The organism is Fontibacillus phaseoli (assembly GCF_003337355.1).
Taxonomy (GTDB): Bacteria; Bacillota; Bacilli; order Paenibacillales; family Paenibacillaceae; genus Fontibacillus; species Fontibacillus phaseoli.
In genome coordinates this window covers 1-20,291 of the sequence record NZ_QPJW01000004.1, presented here as the reverse complement: position 1 = coordinate 20,291, position 20,291 = coordinate 1, and the positions used below count along the sequence as shown (strand labels likewise).

General features: G+C 48.0%; 19 protein-coding genes, 17 tRNA genes and 1 rRNA gene. 5 read left to right on the top strand and 32 right to left on the bottom strand.

Features of this window, described 5'->3' with window-relative positions:
• Positions 1–61 precede the first annotated feature (61 nt).
• The 8 genes from DFP94_RS12730 to DFP94_RS12695 form a co-directional block, all read right to left on the bottom strand.
• Positions 62–892, bottom strand: a complete 831-nt coding sequence (locus DFP94_RS12730) for a YwmB family TATA-box binding protein (RefSeq protein WP_114496854.1) — start codon at positions 890–892, stop codon at positions 62–64.
• Positions 893–1,107: 215 nt separating this feature from the next.
• Positions 1,108–1,752, bottom strand: a complete 645-nt coding sequence (locus DFP94_RS12725) for a response regulator (RefSeq protein ID WP_114497115.1) — start codon at positions 1,750–1,752, stop codon at positions 1,108–1,110.
• Positions 1,736–2,821 (bottom strand): sensor histidine kinase, encoded by a 1,086-nt coding sequence (locus DFP94_RS12720; protein WP_114496853.1) that lies wholly within the window; start codon positions 2,819–2,821, stop codon positions 1,736–1,738. The genes DFP94_RS12725 and DFP94_RS12720 overlap by 17 nt, the downstream gene beginning before the upstream one ends.
• Before the next feature lie 19 nt (positions 2,822–2,840).
• On the bottom strand, positions 2,841–3,491 hold the full coding sequence (gene liaF, locus DFP94_RS12715) for a cell wall-active antibiotics response protein LiaF (protein ID WP_114496852.1): 651 nt from the start codon (positions 3,489–3,491) through the stop codon (positions 2,841–2,843).
• 112 nt (positions 3,492–3,603) lie between these two features.
• Entirely contained in the window at positions 3,604–4,305 is a 702-nt protein-coding gene (locus DFP94_RS12710) for a PspA/IM30 family protein (protein WP_114496851.1), read from the bottom strand.
• Positions 4,306–4,308: 3 nt separating this feature from the next.
• Positions 4,309–4,833: a PspC domain-containing protein gene (locus tag DFP94_RS12705; protein ID WP_114496850.1), complete on the bottom strand. Its 525-nt coding sequence runs from the start codon at positions 4,831–4,833 to the stop codon at positions 4,309–4,311.
• Positions 4,834–4,837: 4 nt separating this feature from the next.
• Entirely contained in the window at positions 4,838–5,512 is a 675-nt protein-coding gene (locus DFP94_RS12700; RefSeq protein WP_114496849.1) for a PspA/IM30 family protein, read from the bottom strand.
• Positions 5,513–5,570: 58 nt separating this feature from the next.
• Positions 5,571–5,867, bottom strand: a complete 297-nt coding sequence (locus tag DFP94_RS12695) for a hypothetical protein (RefSeq protein WP_114496848.1) — start codon at positions 5,865–5,867, stop codon at positions 5,571–5,573.
• A gap of 393 nt (positions 5,868–6,260) precedes the next feature.
• On the opposite strand from DFP94_RS12695, the gene DFP94_RS12690 reads away from it, so the two are divergent.
• The 4 genes from DFP94_RS12690 (at position 6,261) to DFP94_RS12675 (ending at position 9,731) form a co-directional block, all read left to right on the top strand.
• A complete protein-coding gene (locus DFP94_RS12690) occupies positions 6,261–7,538 on the top strand; it encodes an ArsB/NhaD family transporter (RefSeq protein WP_114496847.1) in 1,278 nt (425 codons plus the stop codon).
• A gap of 80 nt (positions 7,539–7,618) precedes the next feature.
• Positions 7,619–7,972 (top strand): hypothetical protein, encoded by a 354-nt coding sequence (locus tag DFP94_RS12685; RefSeq protein WP_114496846.1) that lies wholly within the window; start codon positions 7,619–7,621, stop codon positions 7,970–7,972.
• Between the two features lie 106 nt (positions 7,973–8,078).
• Positions 8,079–8,573 (top strand): cation:proton antiporter regulatory subunit, encoded by a 495-nt coding sequence (locus DFP94_RS12680; RefSeq protein ID WP_114496845.1) that lies wholly within the window; start codon positions 8,079–8,081, stop codon positions 8,571–8,573.
• Positions 8,574–8,879: 306 nt separating this feature from the next.
• On the top strand, positions 8,880–9,731 hold the full coding sequence (locus tag DFP94_RS12675; RefSeq protein WP_114496844.1) for a YitT family protein: 852 nt from the start codon (positions 8,880–8,882) through the stop codon (positions 9,729–9,731).
• Positions 9,732–9,842: 111 nt separating this feature from the next.
• Here the strand turns inward: DFP94_RS12675 and DFP94_RS12670 are convergent, their stop codons facing one another.
• The 6 genes from DFP94_RS12670 to DFP94_RS12645 form a co-directional block, all read right to left on the bottom strand.
• A complete protein-coding gene (locus DFP94_RS12670) occupies positions 9,843–10,322 on the bottom strand; it encodes a nucleoside deaminase (protein ID WP_114496843.1) in 480 nt (159 codons plus the stop codon).
• Between the two features lie 170 nt (positions 10,323–10,492).
• A complete protein-coding gene (nrdG, locus tag DFP94_RS12665; RefSeq protein WP_114496842.1) occupies positions 10,493–10,993 on the bottom strand; it encodes an anaerobic ribonucleoside-triphosphate reductase activating protein in 501 nt (166 codons plus the stop codon).
• Positions 10,994–10,998: 5 nt separating this feature from the next.
• Positions 10,999–13,179: an anaerobic ribonucleoside-triphosphate reductase gene (gene nrdD, locus DFP94_RS12660; protein WP_114496841.1), complete on the bottom strand. Its 2,181-nt coding sequence runs from the start codon at positions 13,177–13,179 to the stop codon at positions 10,999–11,001.
• Positions 13,180–13,380: 201 nt separating this feature from the next.
• The gene (locus DFP94_RS12655) at positions 13,381–15,159 is read right to left on the bottom strand and encodes a M56 family metallopeptidase (RefSeq protein ID WP_114496840.1); all 1,779 of its coding nucleotides are present in this window, start codon (positions 15,157–15,159) and stop codon (positions 13,381–13,383) included.
• An 11-nt stretch (positions 15,160–15,170) separates the two neighbouring features.
• Positions 15,171–15,533: a BlaI/MecI/CopY family transcriptional regulator gene (locus DFP94_RS12650; protein ID WP_114496839.1), complete on the bottom strand. Its 363-nt coding sequence runs from the start codon at positions 15,531–15,533 to the stop codon at positions 15,171–15,173.
• A 498-nt stretch (positions 15,534–16,031) separates the two neighbouring features.
• A complete protein-coding gene (locus DFP94_RS12645) occupies positions 16,032–17,288 on the bottom strand; it encodes a HipA domain-containing protein (RefSeq protein WP_114496838.1) in 1,257 nt (418 codons plus the stop codon).
• Between the two features lie 812 nt (positions 17,289–18,100).
• Here DFP94_RS12645 and DFP94_RS26530 point away from each other — a divergent pair.
• The gene (locus DFP94_RS26530; RefSeq protein ID WP_220270916.1) at positions 18,101–18,337 is read left to right on the top strand and encodes a tyrosine-type recombinase/integrase; all 237 of its coding nucleotides are present in this window, start codon (positions 18,101–18,103) and stop codon (positions 18,335–18,337) included.
• Between the two features lie 24 nt (positions 18,338–18,361).
• On the opposite strand, the gene DFP94_RS12635 is transcribed toward DFP94_RS26530, so the two are convergent.
• The 18 genes from DFP94_RS12635 to DFP94_RS12550 form a co-directional block, all read right to left on the bottom strand.
• Positions 18,362–18,443 (bottom strand) — tRNA-Leu (locus DFP94_RS12635).
• A 34-nt stretch (positions 18,444–18,477) separates the two neighbouring features.
• Positions 18,478–18,554 (bottom strand) — tRNA-Arg (locus tag DFP94_RS12630).
• Positions 18,555–18,565: 11 nt separating this feature from the next.
• Positions 18,566–18,651, bottom strand: a tRNA-Leu gene (locus DFP94_RS12625).
• A gap of 10 nt (positions 18,652–18,661) precedes the next feature.
• Positions 18,662–18,735 (bottom strand) — tRNA-Cys (locus DFP94_RS12620).
• 12 nt (positions 18,736–18,747) lie between these two features.
• Positions 18,748–18,822 (bottom strand) — tRNA-Gly (locus DFP94_RS12615).
• A gap of 6 nt (positions 18,823–18,828) precedes the next feature.
• Positions 18,829–18,903: transfer RNA gene (locus DFP94_RS12610), tRNA-Gln, on the bottom strand.
• A gap of 22 nt (positions 18,904–18,925) precedes the next feature.
• Positions 18,926–19,001 (bottom strand) — tRNA-His (locus tag DFP94_RS12605).
• Between the two features lie 28 nt (positions 19,002–19,029).
• Positions 19,030–19,103: transfer RNA gene (locus DFP94_RS12600), tRNA-Trp, on the bottom strand.
• Positions 19,104–19,109: 6 nt separating this feature from the next.
• A tRNA-Tyr gene (locus tag DFP94_RS12595) sits at positions 19,110–19,194 on the bottom strand.
• A gap of 5 nt (positions 19,195–19,199) precedes the next feature.
• Positions 19,200–19,275 (bottom strand) — tRNA-Thr (locus DFP94_RS12590).
• Between the two features lie 19 nt (positions 19,276–19,294).
• A tRNA-Phe gene (locus DFP94_RS12585) sits at positions 19,295–19,370 on the bottom strand.
• A gap of 85 nt (positions 19,371–19,455) precedes the next feature.
• Positions 19,456–19,532: transfer RNA gene (locus tag DFP94_RS12580), tRNA-Asp, on the bottom strand.
• Between the two features lie 33 nt (positions 19,533–19,565).
• Positions 19,566–19,639 (bottom strand) — tRNA-Met (locus DFP94_RS12575).
• Positions 19,640–19,663: 24 nt separating this feature from the next.
• Positions 19,664–19,739 (bottom strand) — tRNA-Val (locus tag DFP94_RS12570).
• Between the two features lie 60 nt (positions 19,740–19,799).
• Positions 19,800–19,874: transfer RNA gene (locus DFP94_RS12565), tRNA-Glu, on the bottom strand.
• 30 nt (positions 19,875–19,904) lie between these two features.
• Positions 19,905–19,996: transfer RNA gene (locus tag DFP94_RS12560), tRNA-Ser, on the bottom strand.
• Between the two features lie 4 nt (positions 19,997–20,000).
• Positions 20,001–20,076 (bottom strand) — tRNA-Asn (locus DFP94_RS12555).
• A gap of 120 nt (positions 20,077–20,196) precedes the next feature.
• A 23S ribosomal RNA gene (locus tag DFP94_RS12550) occupies positions 20,197–20,291 on the bottom strand; the annotation flags it as partial.

Genomic DNA, 20,291 nt, shown 5'->3' with positions numbered 1-20,291 from the left:
AATATGTTAGTATTTAAGAAAATTCATCTAATATTTATCTAATATTTAGATTGAATTCATCTTAGTATTCTACGGTTAACAACGGAGATCCTAACGAAACCTCCATATTCCCCGATTCGAAACCGCTGTGAACCGCCATCTGCAACGATACTTTACGATCGCCGCTGAATACCGAGATCGGCAGCTCCGGGATGGCATAAGTCCGGCTGATGGTATCCGTATCCTTATAATCTTCCACAATTTCCAGGTTCAATGCATGGGAAGCGACATTTTCCAGCTGTTGCATTCTATCCTGAAGCAACTCATTCGCGTTTCCCTTGCCGTCCGATAATTCAGCAGACCCCGTGTCCATCGACTTCACGGTTCCCTGGAGGGCCGCGTTCCAGTGTATGGCCACTCCTTCATCCGCAAGGGACTCGCCGTACGCCGACTGGCTCGCTTTCATCTCCGCCAGAGCCTCCAGACCTTGCCCTTCCAGCCGGAGCACGACATAATATTCCCCTTCTTCGATCCAAGTGACCGAAAGTCTGGTATGGATTCCGCGAGCGTTGCCTTCAGCATAATAAACCGTATGATCTTGCATAAGTTCCCCATGCACGACGGAGAGGCCAAGCCGGGAAGAGAGTGCATTCGCCGCTTCTTCCAGAGCCAAGAGCGTGTACCACGACCCTTGCCATTTCACCGTACCTTGTATTTCTTCTTGAATCGCCCCGGTTCCCACAGCAAACAGCTTATCCCACTGCACGGCCGCGGCTTCTACGGAATCGCCGGTCGTTACGGCAACGGCTTGCCCCTTAGCTATATTGCCCAAGAGCAAGGCAAGCAATAAAAGGCCCCCCGCCATCATCATCGCGCCGCTTCTTACTTTGGTTTTGCTTCCCGGGTTTTTCATCTTGTTATCCTCCGCAACTCTACTAATCTATGAGATCAGCATGTCCTGATAGGCAAACATTTATACCCGCATATCTTTACTTGCCGGGGAAATACTAAGCAGAACTTCCTTGTCTCCGTCATTGGCCAAAACCATGATTAAGAAAGCTCCGCTTTGTACAAACTGCCCAAAGGATAAGAAAGACCCGGTCGTCCCGCACCGGGTCTTGTACGCAATTATTCCGCCAAACCATTTTTATAAGCGTAGATCGCAGCCTGCGTACGATCCTCCACGCCAAGCTTGGCGAGAATGTTCGTGACGTGGAATTTTACCGTCTTGATTCCGATAATCAGGTCATCGGCGATATCCTGATTCGACTTGCCCTGCGCCAACAGGCGAAGAACATCCATTTCCCGCTCGGTAAGATCTTCGTGCAACGGTGTTTCCGGCTTGGGTTGGCGGAAGCGGTTCATCATTTTGGAGGCAACCTGGGACTCCAGAACCGATTGCCCTCTGACTGCCGCCCTGATCGCTTCGGCGATTTCAGAAGCCCGTGATGTTTTCAGGAGGTAACTGAACGCTCCGGCTTCTATGACCGGATACATTTTCTCGTCATCCAAATAACTGGTCAACACGATTACTTTGCATTCCGGATAGAGCGCAAGCAGTTGACGCGTCGTCTCGATGCCGTCCATCCCTTCCATCACCAGGTCCATCAGAACAACGTCGGGCTTATATTCCTGGGCCAGCCTGATTCCTTCTTCCCCACTGCTGGCTTCGCCGACGACCTCGATGCCATCTTCGGTACCTAATACGGCCGCCAGGCCGATTCGCACCATTTCATGATCGTCAACCAGCAGCACCTTAATCATCTTGTCCATTTCCATCTCCATGATGATCGTCTCCTCCGATCTCCTCATTCAATAGCGGTACTGTAATTTCTATGCGCGTCCCCTTGCCAGGGGCGGTAAGGAACTGAATGGAACCGCCAATTTCACGCACCCGCTCCTGCATCGTCGATAAACCGTAAGAAGCCTGCTTCTTGTCGTCGAGTTGAAAACCGATCCCGTTGTCGCGAAGCGTGACTTTCACCGTATCCGCTTTCCGGTGGATCCGGATTTCCATCTTGTCGGCCTTCGCGTGCCGAAGCGTGTTGGACATGGCCTCCTGGATGATGCGGAACAGATGGTTCTCGATGCCTTTCCCAAGATTCAAGTTCTCGCCCATTTCCAGCGTGAGGTCCATCGGCACTTTGGTTTTGAGCTCTTTGACAAGCTCGTGCAACCCTTGGGACAATTCCTTGCCCTCCAAATAGACAGGCCGCAAATGGAGCAGCAGCGCTCTCATTTCCGATTGGGCTACCGAGGCCATCTCCTCAATCAGCTCCACCTGCCGCTGCGCCTTGTCAAAATCTTTATCCAGCGTCCGGCCTACGGCGGTAGCCGTCATAGAGATCGCGAACAGTTGCTGGGACACCGCATCGTGAAGCTCGCGGGCCAAGCGCTGCCGCTCCTCCACAATAGCTGACACCCGGGCCTGCTCGGCGAGCTGGGCGTTATGCGTTGAGAGCCGCTGCAGCGAACTCACCTGCTCTTCCCAGCGCTTGCCGATGCGCTCCAGCTGTTCGCCGAGTCCTCCGATCTCATCGTCACCAAGCTGCGGCACCGTTCCGGTCTGATTTCCCTTCTCCCATTGAAGCAGCGAATCGCGCAGCAGGTCAAGCCTTCTTTTCTGGCGATAGCCCTGAAAAAAACCAAAGGCTGCCCCAATGCTGAGCAACAGGGTCAGCAGCGTCAATCCGGCCTGAATCCCCGTCTTCCAATTGGTTGAGGGTTCGAAGTAACCATATGTATATAAAATATATACTATGACGGCCAATAAGATAAAACACAGGAGAATCCCCTCCCGCATACTGCGGGAAACGAGATTCCCTGGCTTTTTATTTTTCATGCGGAACGGTCCTCCTGTCTCAAATTAAACGTATATCCACATCTCCCACAAGATAGGAAATGATAATTTTCACTTTTTGTTCGCGCTCGTCAAAGTTCGGTGATTTCCAGTACAGCCTGTTCAGCATCCCAGTTTCCCGGTCCTGGCTGAATTCGATTTGTCCAAACAAGACAAACGCCTCGATCTCCACCCCATAATCCTCGGAAACGGCAAGATCGATGTCGCCCACCACCCCCTGAAACATCAGGATATGGTTTACGCCTTCCGTAATCGCCAGCGACATGTCGATATCGATTTCTCCAAGCACATGCCACATGCTCGTATTGCGTAACGTCCAAGGGTCCCGGTCCCAGTGAATGCTCGAAGTAATGCTCTGTTTTTGCACGTAATTGCCTTGCGGTTGCGTTTTGCGGATTTTTGCGTAATAAAAACCTAGCGATACCATAAGAATCGCCACCACGAGCATAAAATGATCCAACAGAATCAGTCCGCCTCCGACGGCCAATAAAATATATCCCGTTTTGACCTCTTCCCCTTGGCGGATCTTATAGATTCCGTAACCTAAAATAAAGAGAGCGACGATGGTGATAAAACTTAGCCACTTGCCGAAAATCATCAAAACGCCAAGTCCGATTAATCCGATGGCCAAGAACCTTTTCCGCTTTTCCATGCCGCACCTCCTGCCGGTTCTTAAGTTGGAAAAGCCATAACGGTATGGACTCCATACCGCATGGCTTCACCATGGTTTAGCATAACACATTGTACCTCGGGCTGTGTAGCTGTTATTCTACGCTTTCTTCGCGTTTTTCGGAAGGATTCAACTTGGATTTCAAAGCTTCAAGCTGCGCGTCCACTTTCAGTTGCTTTTCGGCATCCGCAGGGCTGATGTACGAAGAAGATGAAGCTCCCCGATATACTACGCCGGATACTTCCGCTTCGGCTTCCAGTTGCATGATTTTTTCTTCCATGCGGTGGAATCCGAGCGAAGCGTTGCCGCTTTCGATCGTATGCAGGCTGCTGATCTGAGACATTTGTTTTCTGGCTTTAGCCATTTGTGCACGGCTCACCAGTTCGTTGCGCTTGTTGCGCAGTTTGTAGAACTCATCTTTCATTTCATGAAGCTGTTGCTTCAGTTCGTTGGCTTGCGCCTCGGATTGGGCGTGCAGATCGCTGAATTCGGTTTGCTTTTGGTCATAGTGGATTTTTTCTTCCAGCAGCTTGCGTGCCACTTCTTCTTGACCGTTTCTCAAAGCGATTTCGGCTTGCGCTTCTCTTTGCGAGGAAATGCGTAACGCCTCATCCAAACGCTGTTTCATTCTGCGTTCGTTGGCCATTTGCTTCGCCACCGTTACCTCGGCATCACGGATTTCAGCCTCCATATCGCGCAGGTATTGATTGAGCATTACGATTGGATCCTCTACCTTATCAAGCATGTCATTAAACGACGCCTTCGTAATATCTTTAATTCTTTTAAATACTCCCATTGTTTACACTTCTCCCTTCTCATAGTCGGACAGCTTTTTACGAAGCTCTTCCAGTTCTTTTTTCATAGCTTTCTTCTCGATATCTTGCATCATGGAATCCAGATTAGAGGCAGTCTCTCCGCCAAATGCGGAGTTGCCGGCGGCGCCGGGGTTACCGGGGTTGCCGGAAAACTGATTGTTTGCTTGGTATGGATTTCCTCCATACGGAGGTTGCTGCGGACGAGGTCCACATCCAAATCCCGGTTGCCCCGGATTACCCGGATTTCCGCCGCCGTATCCTCCATAACCGCCTGCCCCGCCGTTCCCATGCCAACCATCGTTGAAGTATGGATCGAACGGTTCATAAGGTTCCTTGGAAACGACCAGCGAAGCGATCAAATATATTAAAATCGTCGTCCCGCCCGTGAACGGTACGCTGATGATCGTCAAAATCCGTAGCGCCGTAGAGCTGATTCCAAAATATTCGCCCAGTCCGCCGAGCAAACCGCTAAACCATCTATCCCGTCTTGAGCGGTATAATCTACCCATTGTATTACTCCTCTCCTTTGTTATTCAGCTTCTGCTTCAAACGGGAGAGCTCCTGTTCCAGAGTCGATTGGATGACGGATCCGGCCTGGTTTACGAAATCTTGGCCTGTCTTCCGCAGTTCGCGCAGGCTTCGCGCTTCCCATTCCATATCGGATACCCGGTCCTCCAAACGGTTGAACATTTTAGGTACATCCTGCGCCCCGTAACCGTTCATCCGCTGGTTCATCCGCTGCTGCAAACGAAGAGTTTCCATTCTAGCGTAGTAGTACTGCCGTTTGCTGTAGACCACCTGATACTCGGTCTTCAACTCATGAAGCTGATTTTCCAGCTCCTGAAGCGACTCCAGGCTCTGTGCGTACAAGTCCGAATACTGTTCGATTTTTTCGTCATACAACATTTTCTCTTGCAGCGCCAGTTTGGCGAGGTGCTCCTCTCCTGCTTTTAAAGCGAGCAGCGCCTGTTCCTCACGTTTGTTCCGCATGATTGACGCCTGATCTACCTGGTGTTTCAATTGTTTGGTGTGACCCGAATATTGATGATGAAGCTTCTCGGCTTCCGCAATCTCCTGGCGGGTCTCGATCAGGAATTGGTCGATCAAGCGTACCGGATCCTGCGACTGTTCCAGCCGTTCATTCAAGTTTGCTACTGTAATATCCCGTACTCGGCGAAATACACTCATGACTCTCTTTCCCTCCTAACCTTTCGGCTATTCATTCAAATGCTTTGCGTTTATATGATCAGTAACCCCGCTTGCCTTTAAGGGAAGAAATTCCGTATACGATCAATCCGATTCCGAGCACCGGAACGATCAGCCAAGCCAGCTTAGAGATCAAGGATATAATCCCCAGGAACAGAACGATCCACCCGAAGAACGCATTCCCGCGCTTTATCCCGTAGTAGCCAAGAGCGATCATCGCAATTGCGAATACCAGTCCGAAAAGGCTACCCAGGAACGGGGTCAGTTTGCCCAGCAAAATCAGAACGCCAAGGCCGATAAGTACAATCGCAAAAGCATTGGGCCGATTTGTTTTCATTGTTTATCACCGCCTCTCATTTGTTCAACCTTATGACTCTATTCTAGGTCGAAACCTTGTTCTTCAAAACGGACCGGGGACGGTTTTTGAACCTAGACCTTAGTCGAGGTAAGGTTCCGCCCTTGGATAGACAGGCTGTAAGACTCTTAGTCAGCCACCAGCCTTTACAATTTCAAAAACTAATAATATAATGTAAAAGCAAAAGAAAACAATAGAAAACTGCAGTTATCGGAGGAGCCTGCCATGTTGCGGGCTCTTTTTGCCTATTTTTAGGCCAATACAGCATATCTCTGCCCCTTCATGGCTTTCTATAGGATGATATTCAATATATCAGGCGGCACATTGAATACTCTCTCTATTTGGCGACTCGGCATAACTGCAAGGAGGGGTATTATGGAACAACAAGCCATTTTGGCTATCGGCATTTTTTTGTTGACCTACGCACTTATCATCTCGGAAAAAATTCACCGTACACTGCTCGCCATGGCGGGCGCCGTTCTGATGATTATGCTCGGCATCATCGATCAGGAATCGGCCATCCATCACATCGATTTCAATACGCTCGGTCTGCTGATCGGGATGATGATCATCGTCAATACGACGGCGGAAACGGGTGTCTTCAACTATATCGGGATCTGGACGGCAAAAAGGGCCAAGGGTAATCCGTTAACGATTCTGTGGCTGCTCGCCCTGATCACGGCGGTGGGCTCAGCCTTTCTGGACAACGTCACCACCATCATATTAATGGTACCGGTAGCCTTCAGTATTACTCGCCACCTGAAAGTAAAGCCGTTCCCGTATGTGTTCTCGCTAATTATCGCATCGAACATCGGCGGAACGGCAACGCTGATCGGCGATCCGCCGAATATTATGATCGGAAGCGCAGTCCAGGAATTGACGTTTATGGCGTTTTTGCAAAATCTGGCGCCGGTCACGATCCTGATTCTCGCGGGAACGCTGCCGCTTCTTCTGCTTATTTTCCGCAGAGGATTGACGGCCTCGAAGGAAAACCGTGAAAGTATGATGGGAATGAGCCTCGAAGGACTCATCTCGAACCGCAAACTGCTGATTCAATGCCTGGTGATACTCGGCCTTACCTTGCTAGGCTTCTTCCTGCATCAAACCTTGCATCTGGAATCGGCGACCATAGCGTTGGCAGGCGCCTTTCTGCTACTGCTTCTTACCGGGGAGCATGTCATGGAAAAAGCTTTCCGTTCCGTTGAATGGCCGACGATCTTTTTCTTTGTGGGACTGTTCGTACTGGTAGGCGGATTGATCGAAACCGGCACGATTAAACAGTTGGCCGAGCGGGCTATCGATTTAACCGGAGGCGATCCGCTGTTTACTTCAATGCTCATTCTTTGGTTAAGCGCGATCGCCTCGGCTTTTCTTGATAATATCCCGTTCGTGGCAACCATGATTCCGATGATTCAGGACATGGGCAATATGGGGATTACCAACCTGGAGCCGCTATGGTGGAGTTTGGCGCTCGGCGCTTGCCTGGGCGGCAATGGCTCCCTGATCGGTGCAAGCGCCAATCTGATCGCTGCCGGAATGGCCGCCAAGGAAGGCGAGTCGATTCCATTTCTCAAATTCCTGAAGTTTGGTTTTCCTCTAATGTTGCTATCTATTGTGATATGCAGCGCGTACATCCTCATTCGTTATTTTTGAGGCCCTAAACCTTTTGAGATAAAAAGCATTGTATGCTATCCTTTTAGGTAAGTAACTATAAACCAAAGGGAGGGATGTTCGTGAAAATTAGCGTACGAACCATTACCGCTTCATTGGTTGCTGTATTTTTGGCTTTTTTCATGGTTTTGTCCCTCCCTATTCTTTCCTCTCTCCCGGAAACGCCCGAGAACATGGAAAGAGAAGCTTACAAAATCGAGGAAACAACCCGCAAGCAAAATGTAACTTTGCGTCTCAATTCTTCGCATCAGGGCAAGCTATTTATTGACAGAGATCCGCTTCCTATTTTGGCAGCCACTATGTCCGCCATCTTATTGCTTGCCACTCCGCGGATTTCTTTCCGCCCGTTCTTTTACCTGTTTATAAAGCGTATTCTACTCATGCCGATCAAATTTACGAGCATGTTTGTGGCTTGATCTAGACTGCATACCGCAGTCCTGTTAAGCCTGTGCTGGCGATTTCTCGGCTTTTTTTCAGTCCTGATTAGGATTGGTTACTATGAACTTTGGAGGCTTGAAGCTAATGAATCTCAAAGAAACGGAATTACCTGGCATAGGTAAAAAATTTCTCGTTCAAACGCGGAGCGGGGAAAAACTGACTATCATGATCCATGATGATGGCCGGCGCGAGCTTTACCATTTTGATGAAGAGAACCCGGATGACAGTATCTCGAAGGTTACTTTGGACGATGATGAAGCGAGATACGTATCAGCGATTATTGGCGGCGTTACCTATCAACCGACGGCTCTCGAGAATATCGAAGTCGCGCTTGGCGATCTCATTATCGAGTGGTACCGACTTGAACCGAATCATAAAGCAATCGGCAAAACGATCGGTGAACTGCGGGTTCGCCAACGCTCAGGAGCTACCATTATCGCTGTTATTGAAAAAAATCAGAAAAAACACGTCAATCCCGGCGCGGATTTGATGCTTACCGCCGACGCTCTCGTCGTAGTAATGGGGGAACGCCTACACCAACAACAAATTAGACACATCCTACTGAATGGAAGTGTTTGAGTGGATCGTACCTAAGATCGACTGTAATTTTCGTCAGCCGCCAGATCAAATCGGGCAAGTCCATCGTGATGGGCGGAACTAATATATGTATTAATTCCATCCATTCTCGGGCGCTAATGGCCAAAGAATGCAAATGGGTGTTGAAACACTGGAATAAAGTAATTAATTTCAAAAGAACGCTACCGGTAGCGGTTGGCCCAAAATAAACCGCTTCAAAAAGCAACCAGTTCCTGATTGATAAACTGAATTAAGAATATTGTTTTGTTATAGCCGGGCTGCCGTTACCCTTGGAAAGGGGGAGTGAGCTTGAAAAACAAACTCACCGCCGAATCTCCAATGAACGACCGCCGATATCCCTGGCGGATTTATCCCGCTTTACTCAGACTTGCCGGCATCATCGCCGGAGCCATGCTTGCCGCCGCAGGATTGGAACTTTTTCTCATGCCGCATGGCATCGTGGTAGGTGGAGTAACCGGTTTATCCGCACTCTTTGCCCTATCTACGGAAATGAGACTTGGACTGTTTTTATTTCTGCTGAACCTGCCGCTGCTGCTGCTGGCGCGTAAAAACATCGATGCCTCCTTCGCGCTGTTTACCGTGTGCGGCTTGCTTGTATTCTCTCTGGGAACGATAGTGCTTCACCCTTATCCGGCGCTCATGGGCGATCCCCTGCTTGCCGCTTTGACCGGCGGTCTTTCACTCGGGCTCGGCCTAGGGCTCGCCTTGCGCTTTGGAGGCGCATTGGATACGGCGGAAAAGGCCGTTGAAGGGTTTCGCTCCCGGACGCGGAAAGGGCTCTCGCCGGAAGGAATGATGTTACTGCTGAACTGCTTCATCCTGCTTGCCGCCGGATTTCATTTCGGCTTTGAGCAGGCCGTGTATTCGGTAACCGCCTATATCCTTGCTTATGAATCGGTAAAAATTCCTCTATTCGGCTTGAAAATTAACGTCATGGTGCAAATTGAAAGCCGGGAATGCGCCGAGATTCAAAAAGCGCTGGCTCTTTATTTGAACCGCCGCGCCGCGCATATCATGGACGCCCGCGATGGCGACTTTCATCAGGTGCTAAGATACCAATGCCATCGGTGGGAAACGCCCCGACTTAAGGCGATCGTTAAAAATTGCGATCCGGACAGCGAAATTTCCATTCGTCCTTGAGTTTTCGATCATTGCCCCAATGCCTAAAATGCAAAACGTCCCTGAAGCCTGCCGGATGACCTCCGGTATGGCCCAGGGACGTTTGCCGTTTTATAGATTTATAACAAACCGTCAATATTCTATTTTATCGCTTGATGTTCTCCAGGTGTTAAACGGCAGCAAATTGTCCGGGGTTTGAATCTGTTTCATCGGTATGAAACGATCTTCCATGGGCGTGACAATCTGTTCGTAGATGAAGTGATCATCAAATCCGATGTCGGCGGCGTCTTCCTTCGTGCTTGCATAATAAACGGCGTCCGGACGTGACCAGTAAATAGCTCCTAAACACATCGGACAAGGCTCGCAGCTGGTATAGATGGTGCAGCCTTTTAACTCGAAATCATTCAAATGGCGGCACGCCTCACGGATCGCCTGGACTTCGGCATGAGCCGTAGGATCGTTCAACGAGGTAACCGAATTCCTCCCCCTCCCGATCACTTTCCCGTCTTTTACTACAATCGCCCCGAAGGGCCCGCCTTCGGCTTGAACGACATTCTCTGTTGCTTCGGAAATCGCTATCTCCATCCAATGTTTATGATCTTTTTCTGTCATAATGATGTCTCCTTTAATTTGGGGTTCCGTCTTATGCGGACAGGATGCTAAAGGAATTTTTAAATTTAAGTTATTATATTCCTTTTTCCTAACCATTTCTATCCTCGGAACCCAAATCAAGCAGCCCCCGCCTTGAACTTCAAGACGAGGGCTATTTACATTTCCATTTATCAGGGCATTAGTACAGCCTGCTTTGTCCACAAACTTTCTCTCACGTCGATGACGCGCTGATTGTCGGAGCCCCTCCACTTTAACTTCAAATTCCGCCGTTCCAGGATGAACTTCCCGTCGATAAGAACGTCGCAATAGGTCAGCAGCTCCCGTCTGCTTGCGTCCGCCACGATTTCCTCAAACGTATAGCCGGACCAGATCCAGATATCCTTGCCGCGACATTCGCGCCGCACCCTGGTTGCAAGCCCCAGCAGCCCTTCCACATTCTGAAACGGTTCTCCGCCTAAAATTGACAAGCCAGCTATGTTGACTTCCGGCATATTCAAATCGCCGATGATTTGTTCTTCCAGTTCCCCCGTATAAGGCTTTCCGTAATTAAAGTTCCAGGTAGCCGCATTAAAGCAGCCTTTGCAGTGATGCGTACAACCTGAAGTAAATATAGAATGCCTAAGTCCTCTTCCATTGATGACGTCAAATCTTTTATAATCCGCAATATACATGGGTCTCACATATGCTTCACGCGGGAGAGTACTTCTTTTTGCTTACCCGCATTAAACGGCCGTTGGCTCGGCTCCGACAAATACCCGCAGCAACGCCGGATGACGGAAGAGGTTTTCGGATTGGCATTGCCGCAATTCGGACATTCAAAGCCGGTATTCGTAGCTTCAAACTCTCCTTCGAACCCGCACTCCAGACATTTGTCCGTCGGCGTGTTCGTTCCAAAGTAAGGCACCCGTTCATAAGCATAATCCCATACCGCTTCCAGCGCCTCCGGATTGTTGACCAGCGAGTCGAATTCGCAGTACGTAATAAATCCGCCATTTGCATACTGAGGGTAATCTTTCTCGAACTGTATTTTTTCAAAGGGAGTTACTTTCTTATTCACATCGAGATGGAAGGAGTTCGTATAGTAACCTTTGTCCGTCACACCGTCAACCCGGCCGTACTTCTCTTCATCCAATTTGCAGAACCGGTAGCACAAAGATTCCGCCGGTGTGGAATACAAGCTGAAGCCGTAGCCGGTCTCCTGTTTCCATTGCTCGGCTTTTTTGCTCATGTGCTGTACGATCTGCAGCCCTTTATTACGCAATTCCTGATCGTCAAATATGCAGGTGCCATACAGAGCCATCATCGTTTCATGGATCCCGATATAGCCTAAAGAAATGCTGGCTCTGCCGTTCTTAAGCAGGTGATCTATCGTATCCTCCTGTTGAAGGCGGCTGCCAGCTGCCCCTTCCATGTACAAAATCGGAGCCACCTTCGCTTTGACGCCTTTCAAGCGCTCGATGCGATACATCAATCCTTCCTTGCACACTTCCAGGAGCTCGTCCAAAAGGCGGTAGAAGGTCGTTTCCGAGCCGTTCGCTTTGACCGCGACGCGCGGCAAATTGGCGGTGACTACCCCCATGTTAAACCGGCCGTCGTGCAGTTCCTCCCCATTCTCTTCATATCTGCCCAAAAAAGAACGGCAGCCCATCGGAAACTTGAAAGAGCCGGTAATTTCCTTTACCTTCGGCACGGAAATAATGTCGGGATACATCCGTAATGTACTGCATTTTAAGGCAAGCTGTTTGATATCGTAATTGGGATCCCCGGGTTTCAAATTGACGCCCTCTTCCAGGCCGAAGATCAGTTTTGGAAAAATAGCGGTTTTCCCGTCTCTTCCGAGTCCGCGGATTCGGTTTTGCAAAATGGCGATCTGGATTTGCCGCTCCGCCCAAGACAAACCCCGCCCGAAGCCGAACGTGCTGAATGGCGTTTGTCCGTTGGCGCTTACCAGTGTATTGATTTCATATTCGAGGGATTGAAAAGCATCATAGGTTTCCTTTTCGGTCAGGCTTTTGGCATATTCAAGACAACGTGGGTACTTCTTATGTAAATCTTCATTCTCCCAGGAAACATCCAGGGCTTCGATTTCGTCATTTTCCAGCATGTACAGCCATTCCAGGCCTTTTCGATAGTGCTTTTTGAAAGATTCAAAGACATACGGGGCTAAAATTCTATCAATTTCATTAATCGTATTTCCACCGTAGATATGGCTCGCCACTTGCGCGATAATCTGGGCAGTGATGGCTGTGGCGGTTGTAATAGATTTTGGAGTTTCGATTTGGGCATTGCCTAGCTTGAACCCGTTCTCGAGCATTCCCTTCAGGTCGATCAGCATGCAATTATAAATCGGAAAATAAGGGCTGTAATCCTGGTCATGAAAATGAAGATCGCCGCTGTTGTGGGCTTCAACGACCCGTTTAGGGATCATGTAAGTTTGAGCGAAGTCTTTGGCCATGATGCCTGCCAGCAAATCGCGCTGCGTCGGAATGGTCGCCCCGTCCTTATTGGAATTCTCTTTCAATACTTCTTCGTTCGTAAGCTCCAGGAGCCCGAGTACCTTCTTATCCAGGCTGCTGCGTTCGCGCCGTTTCAAAGTTCTTATTTCGCGGTATCCGATGTAGGCCTCGGCGGCGTCTTTCCTTCTGCTATTCATTAGTGCCGATTGAACTTCATCCTGAATATGTTCGATATCCACTTTTTCGAGCTTGGAAATTTTCAGTGTCACCTTGTCCGCTATTTTTTGTGCCAGCTCAGAATCGTTTTTTTTCTTGGTACTATTCATCGCCGCACAAATCGCATCGATGATTTTCTTTTGATTGAAAGCTACTTCTGAGCCGTCTCGCTTAATAACTATCATTAAGTTCATCCTTCGTAGTTAATTTTGAAATCAGGCATCAACTATGGGGAAGTCCAAGCTTAGCCCGGCTTGTCCAGAGAGTATACCATAATTAAAATCATTCTTACGGTGATTCTGAACACTGACGAAGGTAAAAATAGAACTTTCGAGCTCCGGAGATAAAGGACAGGCTGCCGTTTTACCGGCAGCCTGTTCGGATATCTATTCCAGGTTAGTACTACCTTGATACAACATTATAGTCGGATCTCCATCTATCGATTTTGACACCTTTACACCATTTTTAATATCCTCCAGAATTCCTTCATACATGACGACGGCTTCATCCACTTTCTCTTGCGTCCAAGTGTACCAGCCATCCGTTGGATTCCAACCTCTGCTTCCGATAATCGTGGATAATTCTTTCTTTTCCCGTTCCAGCCAAGCCTTGTAATCATCATAAGTCCACCATTCCACTTTTGATGCAGGATATTTAGCTTCGTATTCAGTCTGCGTCAGCCAGGTTAGGCCTCCATCCAGGGAAATCTTGCCCTCCTCTTTGTCACCGCCGCTGGTTATGATGACTTGAGTAGTTAAAGATGATGCAATTGCCATACTCTCGGCCTGTCCCTGATCTGCCCCCTGGATCTGATTATTTTCAACCGCTCCTCCCTCGGCAAGCTCCATAACGGTGCTTTGAATATCTTTCTTTTCCTTGGTCCTGGCATCAAATTCCGATGGAGTAGCCTGCCGTAATCCGCTTAGTTTGCCCTTCGCATATGTCGCCGATAAATCTACCTCACCGTTTACCCGCGAAAAACCGACCCCTGCCTGTTTGTCAAAGAAATCTCTGACTTTTTTACCGTGAAAAGTGGCTATGCCTGTTTTATCATCGTAAATCAGCCCGAATCTCTCATATGGAGTCAGTACCTTTTTCATTTCTGCCCATTGTTCCTCTTCATTATAAACGGGAGTATATGCACCGTTACCCTCAATTGCATTTGCATTTACACCGGAAATTTGATCCATCTGCGGATTTGCTGGTTTCTCTGCGGCAGTTGCAAACACGGTTGCTGTGCAGATAATTAATGAAGTGGCCAGCAAAGCAGCGGCTGTTGAAAATTTCTTCATTTTCATAATGGCGACAATCCTTTCTTCAATCGCATGTTTTGAGAAATGATTCCCTAAAGGGTTTAGCTTGCTTTTCCGCTCTTCCATACGGATCAATGCCATCGCATATGCTCTTTTCGACGTCTGACCAAACGATCTCACAACCGTCTCATCGCAAGAAAGCTCGATGTCCCGATTAGCCAGCATGTACATCACCCACACAAGCGGATTGAACCAATGGATGCAGAGAACCGTGTTCAACAACAGCTTGGTTATGGCATCCAAGCGCCGAATATGTACGAACTCATGCATCAAAACATAGGGAAGCTGCTGATCGTTATTCCAGTCGGTTGACTTGGGCATTAAAATCACTGGGCGAAAAATGCCAAAAGTCAGGGGAGATTTGATCTTATCAGATTGTCGAATCCGGATTGATCGCATCAGCCGATGTTTACTTAACCAGCGCAATACAAATTCGTTTTCCACCGGTAAAGAGGACTGAAACTCCCTTCGACATTTAAAATAAGCGATGGAGAAGAACAATGCACCAAGCGCGACCCCCGTCAGCCAAACAATGAGCATAGGCGACAAAGTAATGAATGGTTCAGCTTCCGAAATCAGGGTTCCATGTTCCAATGTGATCTCAGGGAATACCATTGGAGGGGGAACAAACTGACTTGTGTCAGTTTTTCCATCAGAAATAAAATGATCCATCCATGAATAGATGCTAAACCTTGAGGACGGGGAATACGGAATCAACAATTGATAGATCACTATTCCCCACAGTACCAGAAATGTCTTCTTCGGCAACCGATGGATACTCAGTGCTCGAATGATAACGACAACTGCAATCATTAACGCGGCAGACAAACTCATATGCAACAAATCGTCCAATGAAATTCACCTCATTCATCAAGGTTATCTACGATTTGTTTTAGCTTCTTAATCTGTTGAGTTGACAAATTTTTTCTGCCGAGCAAAGAGGCAAACAGCTTATCGACCGAACCGTCGAACACTTTGTCAACAAGCTCATCGGTTTCCAACTCTTGAACATGCTCTTTCCGGATCAGGGCATGGCACAAAAAATGAGGTTCTCTGCGTTCAATAGCACCCTTATTTATGCATTTCTTGATAATCGTATAAGTCGTGTTCATGTTCCAGCCAATCTCATCCTTCAGGATATCGGAAACCTGTTTTGCAGTCAGATCACCTGCTTTCCATAACACATCCATGACCTTCAATTCGGAATCAAACAACTTGATCGACATTGAAATCCTCCTTCCTTCAAACTATCACAATAGTTTGCTTCTAATTCACATACTACTGCAATAGTTTCTGTGAGTCAACATAAATTTTCCCGTAATTTCCCAAGCATCGAACATTGCTGTTTCTATCCGTTAGGCATAAGGATGCTGCAAAACATTCCATAGAGATGGAAACTCCCAAGCCCCTCTATACCTTATCCATCGCCGCTGTCAGTTGCCTGAACCGAATCATACCGACTTTTCGACGATCACCCATTTTGATACCTTACCGCTTGCATCACGCTTGGGGTATCAAGTGAACACTCATGACCGTGTCTTGCTCACCGACATTACCCGCTACGTAAAAATTATGGAACAGGAAAGGAGCTTGGCTCAAAACCGGTGCATCGCAACCGCCGCGGCGAAGGTGTGGTGAATAACGTCTATCACAGCGAAAAACGCCTCTACGATTTCCATCTTCGTAGAGGCGTTATAGCCAAGATTGAACATCAAACCGTGTATCTATCTTCCCCACTCGTCTTCTTCCTGCAGACCACTGTACGCAATGTTCTCTTTCACATCGGAGCTGTGATCGTCCACCCACACCTGCGGCTCACGAGTATGAATGATTTCCTGCAAACGTTCAATGCGTCCACGCAAAGCCTGACAAATTGCATGACTGCGGGCTTCGTCCACAAAAAGCGAGCCGCGGAAAATATTCCGCACCTCATCTTCAATCCCATCTAGCAGAGACAAATCCAGCCATTCAAAAGAAGTCACCAGCTTGATCTGTTCATTGTGATCCGGCTTGAACGGCTTACAGGTGAGCTTGCCATCTGCACGAATCCAACCGAGCGGCTTGGAAAACCAGAGCGACGACCCACTATCGTAGATTTGCGCGGGCCCGATCCACTCCAAGGTCTCCGCATGGCGGATCACGCCGAAATTGTTTTGATGCCGGTCTTCATTGGCAATCAAGTAGTCCACTACTATCATCTGGTCAAGCGCCTCGGTCATGCCAGGAATACCCAGCGCCTCACAGCAGTTCACGTAATGCTGATACACCGATACATGATTCGGCTTTTGCTGGGTATGCATCACATACCAAGCCGTAATAAGTTCCGTCTGTGGGGTAATGAAGTTTTCACACACACTGTACGGGTAATCTTCTTGCTCCATCAATGTATACGGAACACGAGGAATACCCAGCCGCTCCATGATTTTGCTGGCAATCACTTCATTGTAGGGCTCCTGCTGGGTAGCCCCGCTTCCGCCTTTCACCAGACAGCGTTTGCCGTCCATAATCGCCCATTTCTTTTTCAGCCAGCCATCGGATGTGTTGTCCGGCGACATCAGACTCATGGCATCCAATGAGCTTTTCCCGAACAATACATTCCCTACATCCTCCGAAAAGGGATTGTCGAAAAAGTTAATGGTGCTCCATCCCAAATTTGATGCAGACGGAGAAATCCAATATTGATCGGACAAACTGAGTCCGTAGCTTTTATCCAGCAGTTTTTGTGTTTCAGACAAGTTCAGTTCAAGTAATGCTTCTTGAATCCCGTCCCGGCTGGCCGGAATCGCACGACCTCTCCACCATTCATTGAGTGCCGCGCGGTCTATTTCCCCCTTTTTAACAGGTATCCCCACTGGTACGTGCTTTTCACTGTAGACTTGTCCAATCGCTGAAATGGAGACTGTCGCTTCATCCAGCTCAATCTCAGCCACAGGTACATTTTTATGCATGAGTGTGTAGGATTTGTTCCAGGATTCAGCCATTATCGTTTCCTCCATTTCTTGATTTCTTAATTTTCGTATTTTTATTAATTCTATGAATTCTATTATAGCAAAGCCTGTGGAGATTTCGTCATACAGGCTTTTCATATTTTCCATTTTCTTCTTATATGACAAATCCAATGACTAACTTATCACGAATAAATAATTATTATTCGATTTCAACACAACACTTCTGTAAACCAGTCCGTTACCGTTGTAATAACTTCAGTTGCATGATTAGTTACGCAGTGGTTTCCATTATCCCATAGTTTAATAGTTTTATTCACAGAAAGAGACGCATCATAAATTCTTTGAATACCGGTTGCTGAAAATAAGGGATCAAGTTTTCCATGATTCAAAAAAAGCGGACATTTGATCCGATTAGCGGATCCTTCCATGGCCATGCCATTAATAAACCGTTCCAAGTCCTGATCCTTTTTATTAGTCAAAGCAGAAAATACATTTGCAAAGTGTGGCAAGAAGGACAGTATCGGGATGATTGGCTATAGTTTTGGAGGATACTTGGTTGCCAGAACGGCTGCAATTAGTACGTTGGTCTTTGGATACATACTCAATTATTTCATTTAGAGCTTCTTCATTGTTCAATTCCATATACAGTTTATTGAATAATCTTGTTTCACCTTGGCCGGGCCCATCAATCATCAATCATATTGATTGGTCATTTGTCTAACCCGCCTTATTTTTATTGTCCTAAATACAATAGCTTTAACAACTAACCTTGGATGTAATGGGGAATCGAATCAAGCCTAACTATATAACTCAGCACTTCGCCCTTGTCCTGAAAAAAATACGGTATGCGGCATATCCGCTATCATGATCTTCGTCACAGTTGTACCACTCTGCTTCTTTCCAATGGCGTCAGTATGAAAGAAGTTCAAGAATGGTTGGGCCACAGCGATTATGCAACAACCGCAAGTATTTACTCACACCTTGAGTTCAGTTCGAAAATTAACTCAGCAGAAACCATGAATAAGTCGATTAAAAAATACCATCTCGGCAAGGAAAAAAGGCTTATAAAATCGCTTAGATAAGCAATCTTATAAACCCTTTTAGTATACCGATGGCCGGACTCGAACCGGCAAGCCTCTCGGCACCGCATTTTGAGTGCGGCGTGTCTGCCAATTCCACCACATCGGCATATGAATAATGCATTTCTTTAAGCGAGCTATAATGGCGTGCCCTAAGAGATTCGAACTCCTGGCCTTTTGATTCGTAGTCAAACGCTCTATCCAGCTGAGCTAAGGGCACATAATCAAAAGTGCGGAAGACCAGACTTGAACTGGTACGATAGTCACCTACCGCAGGATTTTAAGTCCTGTGCGTCTGCCGATTCCGCCACTCCCGCAAAAAGAAAATGGAGGCGCCACCCAGACTCGAACTGGGGATAAAGCTTTTGCAGAGCTGTGCCTTACCACTTGGCTATGGCGCCTTATAAAAAAAATGGAGCGGACGACGGGAATCGAACCCGCGACCCTCGCCTTGGCAAGGCGATGCTCTACCGCTGAGCCACGTCCGCTTAAAATGGCTGGGGATATAGGATTCGAACCTATGGATGACGGAGTCAAAGTCCGTTGCCTTACCGCTTGGCTAATCCCCAACAATGTTTTTTTAGTTAAAAATGGGGCGATCGATGGGACTTGAACCCACGAATGCCGGAGCCACAATCCGGTGCGTTAACCCCTTCGCCACGACCGCCATAATAAAATATTCAATTCTTAAAATCTGGCAGGGGCAGCAGGAATTGAACCCACACCAAAGGTTTTGGAGACCTTTGTTCTACCTTTAAACTATGCCCCTATATAATGGTGGAGGCTGATGGATTCGAACCACCGAACTCGTAGAGAGCAGATTTACAGTCTGCCGTGTTTAGCCACTTCACTAAGCCTCCATGCATGGTGCCGTCGAGAGGACTTGAACCCCCAACCTACTGATTACAAGTCAGTTGCTCTACCAATTGAGCTACAACGGCATGTTACATTTTCAAAAAATGGTGGCTCGGGACGGAATCGAACCGCCGACACGAGGATTTTCAGTCCTCTGCTCTACCGACTGAGCTACCGAGCCGTATTGAAAAGTTTCGGAACCTTCTACCTACCCCGGTGCTGTAATCAGCAATGGTCACAGTGACAGTTTCCTTCGTGAAAATAAATGGCGGAGCCGACGGGATTCGAACCCGCGGTCTCCTGCGTGACAGGCAGGCATGTTAGGCCTCTACACCACGGCTCCACACTGATAAATCTTCATCCCTTTAAGGGATAATTGCGGGGGCAGGATTTGAACCTGCGGCCTTCGGGTTATGAGCCCGACGAGCTACCGGGCTGCTCCACCCCGCGTCAGTAAAAAGATATTCAACTAAATGGTGGAGGCTGAGGGGATCGAACCCCCGACCCTCTGCTTGTAAGGCAGATGCTCTCCCAGCTGAGCTAAGCCTCCATGGGAAAGATAAATTTAATTGTAACAGAAACTTCAGCCCAAAATCAAGTGCAAGTTAAATGGTGACCCGTAGGGGATTCGAACCCCTGTTACCTCCGTGAAAGGGAGGTGTCTTAACCCCTTGACCAACGGGCCTCAATGAAACACAATTTTAAAGAAAAATTATGGCGGAGAGAGAGGGATTCGAACCCTCGAGACGCTTGTGACGCCTACACGATTTCCAATCGTGCTCCTTCGGCCAACTCGGACACCTCTCCATAATGGCTCCCCGAACAGGACTCGAACCTGTGACAACTCGATTAACAGTCGAGTGCTCTACCAACTGAGCTATCAGGGAATATTCATTTTCAGATGTTTTGATCACCTGAAAACTGGATACGAAACGTGAATTTGCGTGTTAGTCTCCTGAAGTGCTCATTTCGGCTTGTTCAGCCTGACGCCACTTTCTGGAGTTGTTTTGGATAAGCCCTCGACCGATTAGTACCTGTCAGCTCCATACATTGCTGCACTTCCACCTCAGGCCTATCAACCTCGTCGTCTTCAAGGGGTCTT

What these genes read in the sequence shown, in the direction of transcription:
- nrdG (WP_114496842.1), bottom strand. Translation starts at nt 10,993, where the DNA reads ATGTATATTGCGGATTATAAAAGATTTGACGTCATCAATGGAAGAGGA.
- DFP94_RS12690 (WP_114496847.1), top strand. Translation starts at nt 6,261, where the DNA reads ATGGAACAACAAGCCATTTTGGCTATCGGCATTTTTTTGTTGACCTAC.
- liaF (WP_114496852.1), bottom strand. Translation starts at nt 3,491, where the DNA reads ATGGAAAAGCGGAAAAGGTTCTTGGCCATCGGATTAATCGGACTTGGC.
- DFP94_RS12680 (WP_114496845.1), top strand. Translation starts at nt 8,079, where the DNA reads ATGAATCTCAAAGAAACGGAATTACCTGGCATAGGTAAAAAATTTCTC.
- DFP94_RS12725 (WP_114497115.1), bottom strand. Translation starts at nt 1,752, where the DNA reads ATGGACAAGATGATTAAGGTGCTGCTGGTTGACGATCATGAAATGGTG.
- DFP94_RS12700 (WP_114496849.1), bottom strand. Translation starts at nt 5,512, where the DNA reads ATGAGTGTATTTCGCCGAGTACGGGATATTACAGTAGCAAACTTGAAT.
- nrdD (WP_114496841.1), bottom strand. Translation starts at nt 13,179, where the DNA reads ATGATAGTTATTAAGCGAGACGGCTCAGAAGTAGCTTTCAATCAAAAG.
- DFP94_RS12695 (WP_114496848.1), bottom strand. Translation starts at nt 5,867, where the DNA reads ATGAAAACAAATCGGCCCAATGCTTTTGCGATTGTACTTATCGGCCTT.
- DFP94_RS12650 (WP_114496839.1), bottom strand. Translation starts at nt 15,533, where the DNA reads ATGTCGATCAAGTTGTTTGATTCCGAATTGAAGGTCATGGATGTGTTA.
- DFP94_RS12645 (WP_114496838.1), bottom strand. Translation starts at nt 17,288, where the DNA reads ATGGCTGAATCCTGGAACAAATCCTACACACTCATGCATAAAAATGTA.
- DFP94_RS12730 (WP_114496854.1), bottom strand. Translation starts at nt 892, where the DNA reads ATGAAAAACCCGGGAAGCAAAACCAAAGTAAGAAGCGGCGCGATGATG.
- DFP94_RS12710 (WP_114496851.1), bottom strand. Translation starts at nt 4,305, where the DNA reads ATGGGAGTATTTAAAAGAATTAAAGATATTACGAAGGCGTCGTTTAAT.
- DFP94_RS26530 (WP_220270916.1), top strand. Translation starts at nt 18,101, where the DNA reads ATGCGGCATATCCGCTATCATGATCTTCGTCACAGTTGTACCACTCTG.
- DFP94_RS12670 (WP_114496843.1), bottom strand. Translation starts at nt 10,322, where the DNA reads ATGACAGAAAAAGATCATAAACATTGGATGGAGATAGCGATTTCCGAA.
- DFP94_RS12705 (WP_114496850.1), bottom strand. Translation starts at nt 4,833, where the DNA reads ATGGGTAGATTATACCGCTCAAGACGGGATAGATGGTTTAGCGGTTTG.
- DFP94_RS12720 (WP_114496853.1), bottom strand. Translation starts at nt 2,821, where the DNA reads ATGAAAAATAAAAAGCCAGGGAATCTCGTTTCCCGCAGTATGCGGGAG.